The following is a 16500-nucleotide window of genomic DNA, read 5'->3' as shown; positions in this document are numbered from 1 at the left end:
CAATTTTTAAAACTTTAAAACACGATACGGCAAGTTGAAGATCCGCCTCAGGCGAGACGCACCCGACAAGTTTTAATGACAGGGGAATGAAGTAATAGAAATGGTGTATGCGATAAGTGAGCAGACATTCGTGTCAACGAAATAAATTTCGTTGTCTACCACTACCTCACACGGCCTGTGTAGTTGCCCCACTTATGGGGCTTATTTAATTTGTAGCCGTTATTTTGTTACACATTAATATGAGCCTGATAAATCAGGCAACTACGGCGGGTTTTCTTAAGACTGTGGGGAAGGACCCGAATGTCCGTCGATTCGCTCGTGAAATCTCAGACAAGGCCGTGGAGGGGTATTACTATTACTAGTCCGCCGGTTGCTGCTCGAAGTAGTGGCCCATTCTGCGGTAGCGGCCGTAGCGTTTGTCAAGCAGGGTGTCGATGGGCGTGTCGATAAGCTCGTCGAGGTACCGGATGAGTTCCTTCTTCAACGTGTCGGCGGCCTCTCTGGGTGAGGTGTGGGCGCCGCCGTGGGGTTCGGGAATTATGTGGTCTACTATTTCCTGCTTGTGGAGTTCCCTTGCGGTGAGTTTTAATGCGTTGGCGGCGGCCGGTGCGTGGCTTGAGTCCTTCCACAGGATGGCGGCACAGCCTTCGGGTGATATCACGGAACAATAGGCGTATTCCATGATGGCAAATTTGTCGCCGACACCTATGCCGAGCGCGCCGCCGCTCCCGCCTTCACCGATTACCACGTTTATTATCGGCGTCTTCAATCCTATCATCTGATAAATGTTTTCTGCGATTGCGTATGCCTGTCCCCTTTCCTCCGCGCCTATGTCGGGGTTTGCGCCGGGTGTGTCTATGAGTGTGATGATGGGAAGATGTAGCTTTTCCGCGAGTTTCATCTTCAACAGGGCCTTCCGGTAGCCTTCGGGGTTGGGCATGCCGAAGTTGCAGAGGAGCCGCTCTCTGGTGTTCTTGCCTTTCTGCTGGCCTATGACCATTACCCTGTACCGCCCAAGCTTTGTAAGGCCCGCGATGACCGCCTTGTCGTCTCCGAAATGCCTGTCCCCGTGGAGTTCTATAAAATCCTCGAATATCAGGTCCAGATAATCAGAGGTCATCGGCCTGAGCGGATGTCTTGCTAGCTTTACTATGTCGTAAGGCGACAGGTCCGCAGGAAGCGGGAGATCCTGCTGCGTGCCGGGGGGCTCCATCTCGCTTCGCGGGTTGAATGCCCTTTTACCGCCCGCCGGTGCACCTGATGTGCGGTTCCAGTTCTCTACGTGCTGGTGAGTGTCCTTCAATTAACGTAACTCCTTTACCGGGCCTGCCTCACTTGAGACGAACGAATATAACGCCACCTGTTATATATATATATATTAGGAAAACTTTATCTCTTTCCGTATCCTTATGTCAAGCACAAATTTAGATATCAATATACAGTATGTGTATGTGGCCGGTGCGGCCCGTGTTTTTATTAGGGTTTTGTCCATCACCCTACTTCCCTTGAGGGGGAGCAGGGGGAGGGATAGAAAGGGAATCTCCGTCCCCATTAAGAAAAGAAAAGAAAAGAAAAAGCCAGGGATTTTAACACCCAAAATCCCTGGCTCGTGAGATGGCGAGGCCGACGGGACTCGAACCCGCAACCACCAGATCGACAGTCTGGTACTCTAACCAAATTGAGCTACGGCCCCATACCGAATCTTGATCAGATACTGGTCTTTATAATTCCTTTGTGGGTTTAGTGATGATTGCCCGTCCGGTTGGCCGGCAACCGCGCTGTTTTCTTTCACATACCTACCGGCTATAAAACAGACCGTTCCGCAGTCTGTGTGAAAGAGGCCATGATGAGCGGCAGCGTACCCTGACGGCAGACACCATAAGACATGCCCACTCGCCAAAGATACCAGGTGTTAGCTGTAGTGTCAAGTGCCTGATTGGGTTTTGAGGGCGTTAGGGGTTTATCTAATTTGTGGTTAAAAAAGAGGAAAGGAGAGAAAGAGGATTATGGGTGTGGGGAATGACATATTTTTAATAGAAATAGGATAGCCCGAAGAGCATAAAGAAGGAGTCAACCTTCTGGTCACCGCTTTTGAAAGGGTTGGAGATGTGGCGGAGGCGGCCTTCAAGGTTAAGCGATGTCCGCAAGGCCCGTGTACACGCCTCCGAAGCCCCCGTGCGCGAATGGCGCCAGCTTTGTGCCAGTCTCTAGATTGTAGCCGAGCATGATTGTACCACTCGCCTCGTAGGTGTTCTTACCGCGAGCCCTGACGTAGCTTACAATCGGCTCCAGCTCCAATTACCAGGGCGCCTCTGGGCTTGGTAAACGTGGGCAGTATTTTGCCGTATTTTGGCAGCAGGGATAAGGTGTATATTCGCGGGTCGTCGATGGAAATGCCGCCGCCGGCGCTTACCCCGACTTCGTGCATGCCGGGCTCGAAACCGTCAAGCATAGTGAAATTTTCTGCCTCACGGTAGGGAGTGACGATGGCAACGTTGCCCGAATAAAGCGCCAGGTCGGACGTGTCTTCTGCCAGTACACGGGGTTAAAATGAAAATGAGACAAGGAGTTGTGATGCAGAGACGAGAAGTGCAAGTACGACAGGGTTAATCATGATAGAAGCGCCACCAGAGCGATTTGGTTGTTAACGCGCGTACACCGTCTTATAAAAGTCTTATAAAAAGTTCATGCGGACGACAATAAAGGTTGACCCTACAAAAAAAATGGCTGCCGAACCTGTGTTTGGTCCGGCAGCCAGAAAGGCACTCACTACAAATACAATTACAAGTTACCACTCATAAGTCGCTGCGATTGAGCCAGTAACGTTTTTGTTCGCGCTGCGATTCCACACGTGAGATGGGTCGGGGCCCGCCAGGTTGCGGCGGCGAACGCTCAGTATCTTATCGTAGCGTATCTCCGGCCTGAGATAGAGTCTTTCTTTGATCTTCAGGTTCAGAGTACCCGTAACCTCTCCTAGCGTTGCTCCTAGAGCAGTACCGGAAATCCCGGCCATGTTGTCTTTGTCCCAGAAGTACTCACCCCTGACCGCAAAGCCTATGGCATCGCTGTGCTGGTAGACAATGTACTGTGCAACGCCCCACGCCGACATGTCAGGATTCCCCGCTCCACTTTGGTCCAGAGTGCTGACGTTTGCGTTTGTTGCAAGAGAGATCTTGTTCAACGGCGCGAACGAGACGGTGAGGTCATACCTCGATGTCCAGTCCGAGTTGTTGCTTGCTCCCTCGGCACCCCAGAGGGTATCGAGGTGGATATTGGTGTCCTTAAAGAACAAAATATCCGGTGGATTGTAGTCCAACTGGAGCCCGTGGGTAAAGCTCTTGTTGTTGTTGACGAACCCGTCGGAACTGTTCACGAAGTAGTAGTCAGCTGTAAAGCTGTCCAGAACGGGATAGCTGAGACCTACACCTGTGTTGGTGAACGGTATCAACCAGCCGTAGATGTAGGAACGAGAGAAGTTGGGGTTCCAATGTGCTTCCCATACCTCGTAGCCTACCCATGTGGCAAACTTACCGAACTTTGCGGTCAGCCCCTTGCCGATGGGGATGTTGTACAGGACGAAGGCCTCACTAAAGGTTGTCTGCCTACCACCGGTCGGAAAACCGGGCGGGTTAGGCTGGGTGGCTCCATCGTCAAATACAGGACCTACAAACGTTATGCGCCTTGCGGTATCACCCCAGTTCAGCGTTATCTTGAAACCGATATCGCCAGGGTCAGTCGCCTCTTTCATGAGCCACATCTCGATGTTATTTACGGTGAATGAGTCCACCTGTCGGTCAAAGACCTTTGGGGGGATGGCAGAATTGTCCCTTCCACCAGGATGAACTGATTCGTACTGGAAGAAGTTTTCTACGAAGCCGCCGTAACTTATGCCCTGGTACTGCTCGAGAAGACCGCGCAGCGTGGCCGTCTCGCCTTTTGTCATCTGGCCGGGTATAGGTTTGGCTTCGTCCTTCCTTTCTTCCATCAGTTTACGAAACTGGCCGATCTCGGTGTCAGTCAGCTCGGCCGCAACGGCCAGTGACATTGAGGCATCAGAGCCATGCGAACACGAAAAAAACTTCGTTGCACAAAAGAATGGTGAAAAGGCAATTATAAAGGCAAAAGCCCAATTTCCCAAACGCATATTACTCTCCTTTCGGAATCGATCTTCTTTTCCAAGTTTCTCAGGCATCATCCCCCTCCTGCCACTGCTATGCACTGCCCCTCTTTAAAAGCTTTTGTATGCAAGTATATCGCAAGGAGTATACATGAAATGCGGACCTTGTCAATAAATATATTTGAAATTTTATAAATTTTCTACGACGATGTTTTTATCGTATACGGGACAGTTCGTAAGACTTGTGACAACAAAGGGTTAGCGAAGACGGGGGAGTTCGGTAAATCTCAGAAACACCTGCGGTAAACTTCGGGCTTTTTCAGTTTTAAACATCTATGTCGTTTCTGCAAAAATTGACATGCCATGATACAAGATGTATGTTTTGAGAGCATCAGGATAGAACATCTCAGTATAATATGTCATTCTGCTCCGCCTTAGGCACAAAGGGGTAGGTCAAGGCCACGTTCGCCGGAGGTGAATCTGCTCTCCAAACAAACCGGCGGGCTTTCAGCCTCTGGCACGATTTTTAAACCTGTCCGTTTTGTTGGTTCGGACAGACCTGAAGGTCTGTCCCTACAAATACAGTTCTTGTAGCGGCAGAGTTTACTCTGCTTCAACTACCATATCGTAGACTCGCCATGCTGTAGGGCGAGAAGATCATTGTCTGTCTACCAAAAAATCTAACAACCGGGGGTGGACAACGAAGTTTACTTCGTTGATGCCCATCGGCCATCTATTTTCACCCCCTCCCTACCCTCCCCCGTCAAGGGGGAGGGTAGAGGCAAAAAAACTCCCCCATCAAGGAGGAGGGTGTAGGCAAAAAACTCCCCCGTCAAGGGGGGGTAAACGCATACGTGTACACAAGATGCAGGGGCTTGTTCCACATTAGACGGACCGGAACGACGATGCTACAGGGTGTTGAGGCAACTCTTGCAAGAATTAGCGCTTATATTTTAAATACCGGGGATTTTTTTCTTGACCTTTATTTTGGTATTATGTAGCTTCTACCGCTTCAACAGGGTGTTGGCTGTTAATTGTTTATCGCAATTTCTGACGGAAACGGGGTGAATATCTGGTTATGGCAAAGGTTGTGGTTACCGGTTCGGAGACGGTTAGGGATGCCCTGAGGCGGTTTAGGAAGATTTGTGACAAGGAGGGTATCGTCAACCAGTCCAAGCGTAACGCGTACTACGAAAAGCCTTCGGAAAGGCGGCGCAGGGAGGAGAGCCGAAGGGTTAAGAACATAAAAAGAGCCCAATATAAGACGGGAGTCGCCCGGTAGTTTTGTCTGGGCTGTTATTCTGACGGAGTGAAACGTCCGAAAAATGTATAGCGTCCGACCTTGCCGTAGGTAAGTCCGCCCTCCAAACGGACTGGCGGGCTTTCAGCCTTCGGCGTGACTTCACTCAGAAAACTCAGAATGACATACGGCTATCTGTGAACTCTTCAGAAATCCCATTATACGTCTACCGCTCATCGTTCATATCTAAGACCACCTTTAGTATCCCCTTTTTAGAGGCCAGCTTGAGCGCCTCGACGCCATCGTCCAGCCTGTAGACCTTTGAGATAAGAGGTCCTACGTGTATTTCACCCTTTTCCAGGGCCTCTATGGCCTTCGGAAACGGGCCGCATCTGGAACCTATCAGACTTATCTCTTTGACTACGATGGGAGTGAGGTCAATGCTATCGGCTTTCTTGTGGGAAAAGGTGCTTTTTAGGATTATGGTACCCGTGGGCCTAGTCAGCTTAATAGCCGTCTCAAGGCCGGATGGTGAGCCTGTGCAATCGACAACGTAATCAAATCTATTGTTGCCGGCGGCCTCTAGCGGCTCTCCCGTAACGGCCGTTTTGATACCTCCAATTTTGGATAGGATGTCAAGTTTTTCAGGGTGCCTTCCCAGCGCCAGCAGGCGGCAGCCCGTTAGCGAGAGCACCTGCGCGACAAGGAGTCCAAGCCGGCCGTCACCCAGGACGGCTACCTCGGCGTCAGGCCACATAGCGGCCTTTTCTCCTTCCTTAATAGGGGGGAACTGTTGGAGTTGTTCCAGTATCCGGAATGCGGCAGCCAGGGGTTCGACGAATACCGCCTTTGTGTCGTCAACCCCTTGTGGAAGCTCGTGGAGGTTGTTTACGGGCAGGGTAAGGTAGTCGGCAAATGCGCCGTCTCTTCCGGCAATACCCAGAACGGTACGGTTAGGGCAGTGGTTGCCCAGCCCCTTCTTGCAGTACCCGCACCGGCGGCAGGGGCAGTTAATCTCGCCAGCAACACGTTTGCCTATCCATTTCTTATCGGCGGCATCCTCTACCACGCCTGCGAATTCGTGTCCCATGACACCGCTGAAAGACATGTATCCGCGCGTAATCTCTAAATCCGTGGAGCATATCCCTGCCTTGAGCACCCTTATCAGTGCCTCATCCTCTCTTCTTTGCGGCACCGGAAAGTCCTTTACCGCCTGTGGTTTTTCTTTGTAAACTAGCGCGCGCATTGAGAGGTCCTCGCTGTTTGAGCGGAGGTTCGAACGTTACAGGGGGGTCTATTTTGCCTTGCCGAGTTTTTTGGGCGCCTTTATCCGTTTGCCCTGCCACTCGACCCTGGGTGCGTCACCCCAGAGTAGTTCCAGGTCGTAAAAAATCCTCGTGTCCTTATCAAAGAGGTGAACTATGACGTTGACATAATCCAGCAATATCCATCTGGCGTCGTCGTAGCCTTCTTTGCCCAGTCCCTTTATGTTAAAGGCCCCGGCCTGTTTTACAGTCTCATCCGCAATGGCCTGGAGCTGTCGTTTATTGAAGCCGCTGCATATCACGAAGTAGTCTGTGAAAGAGGCCAGCCCCTGCAGGTCCAGTATGACAATATCTTCCGCCTTTTTATCATCGGCAATCTGGGCGCATAAGATTGCCAGGTCTTTATGTGATAACGTTTTTGACGTTCCTCCACGAAGACGTTGGTTGTGGGCGTCGCCACAGCAGGGTTACGCTGAAACGCGGTGCTCCCAGCACGGTGAAAAATCCCCCTTCATTACTGCAGGTGTAGAAATGCCGTTACCTTAGGGGAGTAGTTTACGACCAGCCCGGCAAAGACAACGGAGACTATAGCCATCAATTTCAACAGGATGTTTAGCGACGGACCCGAGGTGTCTTTAAACGGGTCGCCAACCGTATCGCCACACACGGCGGCCTTATGGGCGTCTGAACCCTTACCGCCGAGGTTGCCTCTTTCAATGTATTTCTTGGCGTTGTCCCAGGCTCCGCCCGCGTTGGCCATAAATATGGCCAGCAGGAACCCTGTGGACAGAGAACCCGTCAGGAGGCCCATAGTACCGGCCACGCCAAGCACCAGGCCTACTGCTATCGGGATAAGGATGGCCAGGAGCGCGGGCATTACCATTTCTCTCTGGGCGCTGCGGGTACTTATTTCAACACAGGACGCGTAATCGGGCTTTGCCTTCCCCTCCATTATACCCGGTATCTCTCTGAACTGCCTTCTCACCTCTTCGACCATCTCTCCGGCCGCTCTGCCGACGGCCCTCAGCGTCAAGGCGCAGAACACGAAGGTGGCCATGGAACCCAGTATCATGCCGACCAGCACCTTCGGGTTCATGAGGGTGACGTTATAATAGGCCATGAAGTCGGCTATGCTGGCATCGTGCACGGATATTGAGCGGCCGGCAATCTCTATAGTATCGACCCCTCCCCTTTCCAGGGAGATGTGTATCTGTGTTACATAGGCGGCCATCAGTGCCAGGGCGGTAAGGGCAGCAGAACCTATTGCAAACCCCTTTCCTGTGGCGGCCGTGGTATTACCCAGAGTGTCGAGGAGTTCTATCCTCTCCCTTACCTGCGGGGGCTGATGGCTCATCTCGGCATTGCCACCTGCATTATCTGCTACAGGGCCGTAGGCGTCTGTCGCAAGGGTTATACCCAACGTGGACAGCATACCGACGGCAGCTATCCCTATGCCGTAAAGGCCAAGGGCGGTATCTGAAAAACCACCCGCGAATGCGAAGCTCAGGAGTATACTCGTTGCTATGGTAAATCCGGCGAAGGCCGTGGACAGCATACCGGTCGAGATGCCGCCCAGGATTACCGTGGCGGGTCCCGTCAAGGCCTGGTGCGCTATCTCTCTGGTGGGAGGGTATGCGTCAGAGGTAAAATATTCTGTAATACGGCCTATCAGTATACCGGCAATGAGTCCGGTTGCTATTGAACCCCAGAGACCCATGTGGTCAGGCATCAGTGTGTATATTAGTACCCCGGAGAGTATAAGGACCAGGGCGGAGCTCAGGTTCACCCCTCGACCGAAGGCATGGAGGAGTTCCTTCTGGGAGGCATCCTCAGAGGTCTTTATGGCCCGGAAACCTAATACGGAGAGGACGACGCCGAGTCCTGCCAGTGACATGGGCAGCGCTACTGCGTTTATGCCCAGTCCGGCCGCAACCCCGAGGGCGTTTGAGGCAAGTATGCAGCCGTAGTATGATTCATAGAGGTCTGCACCCATGCCTGCGACGTCGCCGACGTTATCTCCCACGTTATCCGCTATCGTTGCCGGGTTTCTCGGGTCGTCTTCGGGTATGTTCGCTTCGACCTTTCCGACAAGGTCGGCTCCCACGTCAGCGGCCTTGGTAAATATTCCACCCCCGACCCTGGCAAAAAGCGCCTGTGAGCTTGCACCCATTCCGAAACAGAGCATGCTCAGGACTATGTGGTTTAAGGTAAGGTCTGTGAAATGACGGAGGACAAAGAACCATAAGGAGAGGTCGAGAAGCGCCAGCCCTACCACTACCAGTCCCATCACGGCCCCGGCGTGGAGCGCTACCTGAAGTCCCCTGTTGAGTGACTGCTTGGCTGCCTCTGCGGTGCGCGAGCCGGCCTCGGTGGCTATCCTCATTCCCAGGAAGCCCGCAAGACCCGAGAGGGCTCCCGCGGTAAGGAAACCAAAGGGGACGAGTTTCGACTGTATCCCCAGTCCAAAGGCAAGCAGAGACAAAATAATCGCGATGACGACGAAGAAGATGCCTACTATTTTGTATTGCTGGCGCAGGTAGGCCATGGCGCCCTCTTTTACGTGGTTGGCTATCTCTACCATCAGGTCGTCACCGGCGGGTGAGCGCATAACGTCTTTGTAGAACTTCACCGCGCATAAAAGGCCGATTACGGCCCCTATCGGCGCCAGGTACCATAGCATGGGTATGTTGTCAGCGGAGGCATGCGCCGGTATCTCCCCGCCGTAGGCAGTACCGAATACGTTCGCCCCTGCCAGTGCTAAGACAAGTACAAATAAGCTCTTAAATGGTTGCATCTCGGTTCTTTCCTCTCTTCGACAACCCTTAGGGTACTCGGACTTTTAAGGCGTGGTATAATTTTTGTAAAATAAAATGCGATAAACTATTGCATTTTACGACGTTCTCTGCTTTATTACTTCTGTTAATCTGTTGATGTGCAAGCAAAGACAAGAATTTAAACAGAATTCCGTTGGGAAGTCAATACTGTAGAAGAGAAAGGGGGGGTAGTCCTCAGGATGAAGCTTTTTAGATTCATCATACCAAAATATCCTTATTTCAGTATCTACAGCAGGGTGAAAATGCCCCCGAGGGGGGCCGTCAGTGTGGCCACGGCAGTGGCACAGACGGGCCGCTACAGGGTAGAGATAATAGATGAAAATAATTTCAGCGGCAGCTTGGACCATAACGTCATTCAGCGAGAGGCCCCTGCCGACTTTGTAGGTCTCTACGGGGGGCTTACCTCCACTATCCCCAGGGTGTACGAGTTGGGGTCTGCTTATCAATCAATGGGTATACCTATCCTCGCGGGGGGTAATCATATAAACGCAATGACAGAGGAGGCGCTGTCCTCCGGTATTGATATCGCGATAAAAGGTGAGGGTGAATTTGCGGTGCCGGAGGCGCTGGACGCCCTGTCTGACGGCGGGGACATTAGTACTGTTCCGGGCCTGACGTTTGTAGATGACGGGCAGGTTGTAAACACCCAGTTCAGGCCGCCCATCCAGGACTTGGACACGGTACCCATCCCCGATATGGGCCTCTTTCGTGACCTCCAGACCCCCGTACATTTCATCCCGCTTGGCAGGACGAGGGGCTGTGACTTTGTGTGTGAGTTTTGTGCCGTAAGCCAGCACCTGGGCAAGACCAGGTCCAGTTCTCCCGCTTACGTGATGGAAGAAATCGTCAAATCAGTAGAGAACGGCAAAAAGGTCTTCTTTGTCACGGACGATAATTTTGCGCAGCACAGGGACCCTACGGCTGAGCTGTGCGAGATGATTGCGGATTATAAGCGGAAGACAAGAGTAAAATTATATATTGTCGTACAGGTGCGGATCGATGTTGCCAGAGACGAGAAGCTGCTTAAACTGATGAGGGCGGCCGGTGTTGAGGGCCTGTGCATCGGTTATGAGTCTCCTATCGAGGAAGACCTCAAAAACATGAAAAAGGGCCTGAACATAAAAAAAATGGATGAGTATACCCAGACACTCAGGCGTTACGGCTTTTTCATACACGGCATGTTCATCCTGGGATATCCTACTTTCAAGGATTCACGCGTGAAAATGAGGATGTCCATAAGAGAGAGGGCGGACAGGTTCTGGGAATTTATAAGCAGGAACAAGATTGATACGGTACAGATAGTCAAGCCTGTCCCGCTGCCGGGGACGATTCTTTCTAATAAACTGAAGGAAGAAAACCGGCTCTTTCCGATTGAGCTGGTGGACTACAGCAAATACGACGGCAACTGGCTGTGCTTCGAGCCGGACGCCGGTGTAGACCCCAAGGAGTTCATGTACGAGACGGAAAGGCTCGTGAGCAAATTTTACAGCTATGGCTCGCTGTCGAAAATTCTCTACCAGTTGCCGTTGTATCCCATGGAGTTGACCTACCGCGTCTTCAACAAGATGCTCCCGTCACTTACAAACCCTGAGGACAGGTATAACATACGCAACCTTGGTGCCATGCTCCAGAAGAGTTTTGCGGACGGCAAGAGGGAGTGTGACAGGAAATACCGTAACGCAAAGTTGAGGCTGGGCGGCAGGATAATACTGCAGCAGTGGAGAAAGGATTGCCGTAAAGAAGAGTTCCTCAACACCATTGACAAGGCGAGGGACTTCATAAAGAAGCGTGCTTCGGAGATGGCGGACTCGCCTGAGGTGGCAAAGTGTACGGAATAAATAGTGGAACAGGTATTAAAAAAACGGGAGTTAGGGAAACATTTAATTCAATTACCCTAACCCCCGGCTATATAAGCAACTCTTTTCCGGCAGAATAGACCTTATTATTTACCCCGCCCGCGGAACCAGTACACTGCTACAGCTACGACAACTAAAACGATCACTCCAAGTACGAGCTTGTTTGATAGAAGTCCGCCACCGCCGGCCGCAGCCAGCACATACATCAGGCTATCCATATTAAAGTGCATGGTATAGCTCCTTTCTCATGATGTTCTCTACTAGAGGTTTGCAACTACGATAACCGCTACCTACAACTATGTCACTGCAAAAAAAGAGTAATCCGGCATTGAAAGGCCTCAGCCGGCTTTTTTCCCTCTGTACCAGTAGCCTACCCCTACGCCCATAATGAAGAGGATAGGAAGTGTGTATATATGAGGAATGAGAGGCATTCCCTTTTTTCCTTCAGAAGCGGCAATTACCCAGACTAGCAGGTCTGAAAACTCCATAAATAGACTCCCTCCTTTACAGAACGGCTTCTTATCTCCCTCAACTCCCTGAAACGAACACTACTTTCTACAGATTTATCGCGGAAAGTCAAGGATTTTCCTCATCTTTCCCTTATCTCTCTCAGTCTTTTGCGCACCGAGTCGGATTTTTGGCCTTTCAGCTCAATGTACTTCTCAAAGGCTTCAATTGCGCCGATTTCATCCTCCAGGTATAAGTCGTATAATAAACCAAGGTTATAATATGCGTTTGCGTATCCAGGGTCTGCCTTTATCGCCCGCAGGTACGCCAGTTCTGCTTCATTGAACCTGTTTTTTTGGGTATAGAGCCACCCGAGGTTGTTGTGAGCCTGCCGCAACTTTTCTGTCGGCCCGTTTTTCCCCAGCATCTTCACTACCTTTTCGTAAACTGGTATAGCTTTATCATGTTGCGAGGTTTTTATAAAGGACCTGCCCAGACGGTGGTAAAGGTCTGTGTCTTCTGTCTCTATCTCTATTGCAGAGGTGTAGACCTCTGTCGCCGCCGGGTATTCGCCTTTGGCATATAATTCATCGCCCAGTTTTATGAGCCTCCCCACTGCCTTTTTCGGGTCGGGCTCTTGTTCTTGGTTCGCCTGTCTGGATTCTATTTTTTTCTCCCTGAGTTTGGCGAGCTCATCCGGGAACGACTTGCCCTCTTCTTCTAGCCTTTCTCCCAGGGCAACCAGCAGGTCTTCCAGCTGTTTTACGCGTTTCCTTTCCTCGGAGAATTTGCGCAACGCCTCTTTATATTTTTCAGAATTTTCCTGGCGTTTTGCCTTTTCCCTTTTCAATTTTTCTTTTAAGTCGCCCACGTCGCCCCTGCCGCACCCGGGGAGGATGAAGACAAAAAACGTCAGGAGGGCGGCGCTTATGATTAAATGGCTTCTGCTCTTGCTGTGCATCGCGTCGGTGTTTGTTTAAGTCAAGATTCCTTACTGGTTCTGGAAACAAACGGATAAGTGCAAGAGGTGCGGTAAGGGTGCCTGGCTGCATATAGCCTGTCTGCCGGCGATGCCTTCTATTGCACGCAACAACACGTAATGGTTTTTGTAACCCCCTCGATGGTACGTATCTTTGTCAGCATTATGTCGCCAAGGCTTTGCAGGTCAGCGGTCTCTATAATCACAATGATGTCATGCGGTCCGGAGACGGCTTCGGCGGAATTAACGCCGTCAATCGATTTAAGCTTGTCCAGGATGTCTGTAGTCCTGACGGAGGACGTGTCGATTAGGATATAAGCCTTTACTGACATAAATACCCGCCTTTTTATTACACCTTATTATTCGGCTTTGTGTTCACGGGCGCGTAAACGGATGCAAGCTCTGAAAGGTGCTGGATCCTTTTTAGCATGTTGGGGTGCGTACTGAATATCTCCATCATACGGTCGGCCCTGGTTATCTTTACCCTGCCGCTGCGGATGGCGTCAAGCTCCCCGCGGTCGATGGTGCCGCTCATGTCCGTGTCCAGTTGGACCAGCTCGCCTATCTCTTTTCTCGCCTTGGAGGGGTCGTTGACGAAGAACGCCTTGTAACCCGCGCATTGATGCAGTGTGTCCTTCGAAACCTTGGCGCTTCCGTAGGCGAGCTTGTACAGTGCGGTGGCCATGTCGTGGGGCGCGTTGCCAAGTTTTACGCTGCCCAGGTCGGCATAGTACTCTCTGATGCGGGAACCGTAGAGTACCAGCAGGTTGGTTACAAAATAAAGGATGAACGCCCCAAGACCGATGAGGACCGTCTGGCCGCCCCTCCTGCTGCCTCCACCGAACCACATGAAGTGAAAGGCTATGTACCAGAGTACCATCGGCACAAGGGAGAGCAGGGTAATAACAACCATGTCCCTGTGTTTTAGATGTGATATCTCATGACCGAGCACGGCGCGCAATTCATTCTTGCTGAGAAGACGCATGAGGGGTTCGGTTACGCACACGCGGCCGTCACTCCCCCACCGCCCGAACGCGAAGGCGTTAGGTATCTTCAGTGTGGAGATGCCCACGCGTGGTTTGTGAATCCGTGCCTCGCGGGCCAGCTCAGTTACCATGCGGTGGAGATCAGGTTGCTGCGCCTCCGAGACGTATTTTACGCCCATGGACATCTCGACTATCTTCGGGCCAAGAAAATACTGAATAATCATCATTACTACGGCGATTCCACCGTAGAGCAGGAAGCTCTGCGCCCCTATGGCAAAGGCAATCCCTATGATGATGCCGTACAATATCCCGAACATCAGCCCTATGAGCAGATACAGGCGGAAACTAAGCCACATGTGATGTAACTCCTTTAAAATAAGTCTCCTAAGGCTCTAATCTTACCGGCTAAAATATATCAAGGATAGGTGTTAGTGTCAACTCCTAAACAAACACTGGCGTTTGTTTACGTTGTTTTTGGGCTTTGACTGTGCCGTCACTCGTTGATATTATGCCCAATCGGGACGCCGGTTAGGCCCAATATTACAGATACGGGCCTGGAGGGTGGCGTGCCAATAAAAATCAGGGGCCGTAAACGGGGAAAGGAGCCGGCATGAAAAGGAAACAGGTTAGCCTGGCAACGGGTATCGCACTCTTGGTTCTTGTTATATCGACCATGATACTGGGTGTGCTTATGGTAGAATTACCAGAACATACAGAACACTCAGGTCACGGGTTGAATATCTTTCCATTCCATCGCTTTTGCGCCTTTGTTACCGTGGCGCTGGCCATATTCCACGCGACCATCAATCTGAGACCATACTTCGCGAGACCAAAACACAGGGCGAAACCACAAGCAGGGCAGATATAGGATATAGGCGCCCATGTTGACAGCTAAGTTACCGTGGTGTATACTCCGGCCCTTTATTATAATTATGATTATGGACTGCCCCGGGTTATCAGGTATCTGGTGGTTTCGACGCCTTACCTTCTTGTATAATTTTAAGACAGCCACGCCGGGAGGAAGTTTTTGCCGTGGATAATGAAGGCACTATTTATATAGCCCACTGGACCCATACCCCGGAGAACTGCCCCGGCAGGACCAGCGAGGGGGCGAAGATGCTCAGCGACTTCTGGGCGAACCGTGACGCCGCCGGGAAAAAGGGCATAAAAATCCTCGGTTCGTACGTCACCGTTACCGAGCATGATTATTATATAATCGTCCAGGCCAGGGACTATAAATCAGTAGTGGAGTTCTTCTTACCGCTCGTGCCCACGCAGACGGGTTCGTTCCGGCCCGTCCTTCCCATGGACGAGTGGATAAAGATAAACCAGCCGAAGTAGTGGATTAAACCCTTAAATGACGTGTATCTTCCAAACGGGCGATTAGCTCAGTTGGCTAGAGCGCCTGCCTTACAAGCAGGAGGTCGGTGGTTCGAGTCCACTATCGCCCACCATCTATTCTTACTTACTTAAATTAAAAGACGTCTTCTGAGCCAGATACCGCCTTTGCTATTTCTAAGCATTACAGAATTCCGCAAATTTCTCATAATGCTTGACAATCCTTCCGGGCAGTAGTACATTTTCCCGTTAGACAAGCCTGCCTGAGACGCATACGTACAACAAAAAACATATCTAAACAAAGCCACGCCACGAAGAAAGGGGATTGTTATGGCAATTGAGATTAACAAGGGATTAAAGAAGTACATTCCTATTTTCCGCACAACGCACGAGCAAGCCATTAACGAAGCAGAGACCTCGTTGAGAATAAGCAAGTTTTTTGAGGATGTGTTGGGTTACGATGTTTTCACGGAAATATCAAAAGAGCACATGATCAAAGACCGTTACGTTGATTATGCTATAACAATAAAGGGCAGGATTGCGTTCCTCGTGGAAGTCAAGCAGGCCGGTATCAAGCTGAAGGAAAGACACAGTGAGCAAGCGAGTAACTATGCTGCCAATTCTGGGGTACCGTGGGTCCTATTAACAAATGGTAAATATTGGCTGTTGTACCACCTTACTTTTGATGAAGGAATCCAAAGCGACCTGGTCTGGTCTGTTGACCTTTTAGAAGACAACCCAAAGGTGGTGGCCTCCAAAATAGCCCTCCTCCACAAAAAGAACGTACAAAAAGGGGCGTTAGAGAATTATCTTGCTAAGGTTAAAACCCTTTCACCCAAAAGCATTGTTCGGGCTATATTCCACGAGGACACGTTAAAGGTGATAGGTAAACTCTTAAGAAGAATGTCGGGGGTGAGAGTTGACGAGCAGGATTTAGCGGACAATATAAAAAAGATGTTGTCTAAGAAGGCGTGGGAGGAAATCGGCGATGTAAAAATCAAGAGAAAGCGAAAGGCTACAAGAACAAAACAAGCCGCCAAAGAAGCGGCACCCACACCCGCACAACAGACACCCATTATCCAACCTCCACAGGAAAAAGAAATACAGGAAGGAGCATCGGGGGAATTGTAGCGTGGAATACTACAAAAATTAAGGAATAGCAGAAAGGGGATGTTATGAAATGGGGGATAATCATTTTATGTCTATCATATTCCTTGCCAGCCTGTGCTGATGAACTCTCAGAACTAAAAGAACAAGTTGCTATACTTCAGGAACAGGTATTAAAAATACAATATCAACTCGACTCTCTTGTGGGAGAAAAAGGGGAGCGGCCTATTGAGGCAACAAGCTATGAAGGTACAGAAGTAGTAACGCCGCGTAGAGAGCCGCGAGCGAGATTCAAGGTTAAGCCAGGCTACAATGCATTATCTTATCAGGC

General features: G+C 50.7%; 16 protein-coding genes and 2 tRNA genes. 7 read left to right on the top strand and 11 right to left on the bottom strand.

Annotated elements, in window-relative coordinates; genetic code table 11:
• Nucleotides 1-358: 358 nt before the first annotated feature.
• From NOU37_09795 to NOU37_09780, 4 genes are all read right to left on the bottom strand, one after another.
• A complete protein-coding gene (locus NOU37_09795) occupies nucleotides 359-1303 on the bottom strand; it encodes an acetyl-CoA carboxylase carboxyltransferase subunit alpha (protein ID MCQ4575518.1) in 945 nt (314 codons plus the stop codon).
• A gap of 312 nt (nucleotides 1304-1615) precedes the next feature.
• Nucleotides 1616-1693, bottom strand: a tRNA-Asp gene (locus NOU37_09790).
• Between the two features lie 561 nt (nucleotides 1694-2254).
• Nucleotides 2255-2452 (bottom strand): hypothetical protein, encoded by a 198-nt coding sequence (locus NOU37_09785; protein MCQ4575517.1) that lies wholly within the window; start codon nucleotides 2450-2452, stop codon nucleotides 2255-2257.
• A gap of 336 nt (nucleotides 2453-2788) precedes the next feature.
• On the bottom strand, nucleotides 2789-4045 hold the full coding sequence (locus tag NOU37_09780) for a porin (protein ID MCQ4575516.1): 1257 nt from the start codon (nucleotides 4043-4045) through the stop codon (nucleotides 2789-2791).
• A gap of 1150 nt (nucleotides 4046-5195) precedes the next feature.
• Between NOU37_09780 and rpsU the strand changes: the two genes are divergently transcribed.
• Nucleotides 5196-5399 (top strand): 30S ribosomal protein S21, encoded by a 204-nt coding sequence (gene rpsU, locus NOU37_09775; protein ID MCQ4575515.1) that lies wholly within the window; start codon nucleotides 5196-5198, stop codon nucleotides 5397-5399.
• 184 nt (nucleotides 5400-5583) lie between these two features.
• On the opposite strand, the gene NOU37_09770 is transcribed toward rpsU, so the two are convergent.
• The 3 genes from NOU37_09770 to NOU37_09760 all read right to left on the bottom strand — a co-directional run bounded on the left by NOU37_09770 (nucleotide 5584) and on the right by NOU37_09760 (nucleotide 9416).
• Nucleotides 5584-6603, bottom strand: a complete 1020-nt coding sequence (locus NOU37_09770; protein MCQ4575514.1) for an alcohol dehydrogenase catalytic domain-containing protein — start codon at nucleotides 6601-6603, stop codon at nucleotides 5584-5586.
• 48 nt (nucleotides 6604-6651) lie between these two features.
• Nucleotides 6652-6999: a ribosome silencing factor gene (rsfS, locus tag NOU37_09765; protein MCQ4575513.1), complete on the bottom strand. Its 348-nt coding sequence runs from the start codon at nucleotides 6997-6999 to the stop codon at nucleotides 6652-6654.
• A gap of 137 nt (nucleotides 7000-7136) precedes the next feature.
• On the bottom strand, nucleotides 7137-9416 hold the full coding sequence (locus NOU37_09760) for a sodium-translocating pyrophosphatase (GenBank protein MCQ4575512.1): 2280 nt from the start codon (nucleotides 9414-9416) through the stop codon (nucleotides 7137-7139).
• A 219-nt stretch (nucleotides 9417-9635) separates the two neighbouring features.
• Here NOU37_09760 and NOU37_09755 point away from each other — a divergent pair, with 219 nt between their 5' ends.
• A complete protein-coding gene (locus tag NOU37_09755) occupies nucleotides 9636-11294 on the top strand; it encodes a B12-binding domain-containing radical SAM protein (GenBank protein MCQ4575511.1) in 1659 nt (552 codons plus the stop codon).
• Between the two features lie 356 nt (nucleotides 11295-11650).
• Here NOU37_09755 and NOU37_09750 read toward each other — a convergent pair whose 3' ends face one another.
• The 4 genes from NOU37_09750 to NOU37_09735 form a co-directional block, all read right to left on the bottom strand.
• Complete coding sequence (locus NOU37_09750) at nucleotides 11651-11800, bottom strand: hypothetical protein (GenBank protein MCQ4575510.1); 150 nt, start codon at nucleotides 11798-11800, stop codon at nucleotides 11651-11653.
• A gap of 101 nt (nucleotides 11801-11901) precedes the next feature.
• The gene (locus tag NOU37_09745; GenBank protein ID MCQ4575509.1) at nucleotides 11902-12720 is read right to left on the bottom strand and encodes a tetratricopeptide repeat protein; all 819 of its coding nucleotides are present in this window, start codon (nucleotides 12718-12720) and stop codon (nucleotides 11902-11904) included.
• 116 nt (nucleotides 12721-12836) lie between these two features.
• Entirely contained in the window at nucleotides 12837-13070 is a 234-nt protein-coding gene (locus NOU37_09740; protein MCQ4575508.1) for an Lrp/AsnC ligand binding domain-containing protein, read from the bottom strand.
• A gap of 17 nt (nucleotides 13071-13087) precedes the next feature.
• Nucleotides 13088-14080: a zinc metalloprotease HtpX gene (locus tag NOU37_09735; GenBank protein ID MCQ4575507.1), complete on the bottom strand. Its 993-nt coding sequence runs from the start codon at nucleotides 14078-14080 to the stop codon at nucleotides 13088-13090.
• Nucleotides 14081-14334: 254 nt separating this feature from the next.
• On the opposite strand from NOU37_09735, the gene NOU37_09730 reads away from it, so the two are divergent.
• The 5 genes from NOU37_09730 to NOU37_09710 form a co-directional block, all read left to right on the top strand.
• The gene (locus NOU37_09730; protein ID MCQ4575506.1) at nucleotides 14335-14592 is read left to right on the top strand and encodes a hypothetical protein; all 258 of its coding nucleotides are present in this window, start codon (nucleotides 14335-14337) and stop codon (nucleotides 14590-14592) included.
• Nucleotides 14593-14756: 164 nt separating this feature from the next.
• Entirely contained in the window at nucleotides 14757-15065 is a 309-nt protein-coding gene (locus tag NOU37_09725) for a GYD domain-containing protein (GenBank protein MCQ4575505.1), read from the top strand.
• Between the two features lie 36 nt (nucleotides 15066-15101).
• A tRNA-Val gene (locus NOU37_09720) sits at nucleotides 15102-15178 on the top strand.
• A 214-nt stretch (nucleotides 15179-15392) separates the two neighbouring features.
• On the top strand, nucleotides 15393-16193 hold the full coding sequence (locus NOU37_09715) for a type I restriction enzyme HsdR N-terminal domain-containing protein (GenBank protein MCQ4575504.1): 801 nt from the start codon (nucleotides 15393-15395) through the stop codon (nucleotides 16191-16193).
• 44 nt (nucleotides 16194-16237) lie between these two features.
• Nucleotides 16238-16500 (top strand): hypothetical protein (locus NOU37_09710; protein MCQ4575503.1); only part of this gene is annotated, 263 nt, incomplete at its 3' end.

This window comes from Candidatus Bathyanammoxibius amoris (assembly GCA_024451685.1).
In the GTDB taxonomy this organism is placed as follows: Bacteria; Planctomycetota; Brocadiia; order Brocadiales; family Bathyanammoxibiaceae; genus Bathyanammoxibius; species Bathyanammoxibius amoris.
Note: the sequence above shows the minus strand (reverse complement) of the source record. Positions and strands in the feature narration are given on the sequence as shown.

Bases quoted from the DNA above. Each gene is read 5' to 3' on its own strand.
- NOU37_09745 (MCQ4575509.1), bottom strand. From the start codon at position 12,720: ATGCACAGCAAGAGCAGAAGCCATTTAATCATAAGCGCCGCCCTCCTG.
- NOU37_09785 (MCQ4575517.1), bottom strand. From the start codon at position 2,452: ATGCTTGACGGTTTCGAGCCCGGCATGCACGAAGTCGGGGTAAGCGCC.
- NOU37_09730 (MCQ4575506.1), top strand. From the start codon at position 14,335: ATGAAAAGGAAACAGGTTAGCCTGGCAACGGGTATCGCACTCTTGGTT.
- rpsU (MCQ4575515.1), top strand. From the start codon at position 5,196: ATGGCAAAGGTTGTGGTTACCGGTTCGGAGACGGTTAGGGATGCCCTG.
- NOU37_09780 (MCQ4575516.1), bottom strand. From the start codon at position 4,045: ATGTCACTGGCCGTTGCGGCCGAGCTGACTGACACCGAGATCGGCCAG.
- NOU37_09755 (MCQ4575511.1), top strand. From the start codon at position 9,636: ATGAAGCTTTTTAGATTCATCATACCAAAATATCCTTATTTCAGTATC.
- NOU37_09770 (MCQ4575514.1), bottom strand. From the start codon at position 6,603: ATGCGCGCGCTAGTTTACAAAGAAAAACCACAGGCGGTAAAGGACTTT.
- NOU37_09760 (MCQ4575512.1), bottom strand. From the start codon at position 9,416: ATGCAACCATTTAAGAGCTTATTTGTACTTGTCTTAGCACTGGCAGGG.
- NOU37_09735 (MCQ4575507.1), bottom strand. From the start codon at position 14,080: ATGTGGCTTAGTTTCCGCCTGTATCTGCTCATAGGGCTGATGTTCGGG.
- NOU37_09715 (MCQ4575504.1), top strand. From the start codon at position 15,393: ATGGCAATTGAGATTAACAAGGGATTAAAGAAGTACATTCCTATTTTC.
- NOU37_09750 (MCQ4575510.1), bottom strand. From the start codon at position 11,800: ATGGAGTTTTCAGACCTGCTAGTCTGGGTAATTGCCGCTTCTGAAGGA.
- NOU37_09740 (MCQ4575508.1), bottom strand. From the start codon at position 13,070: ATGTCAGTAAAGGCTTATATCCTAATCGACACGTCCTCCGTCAGGACT.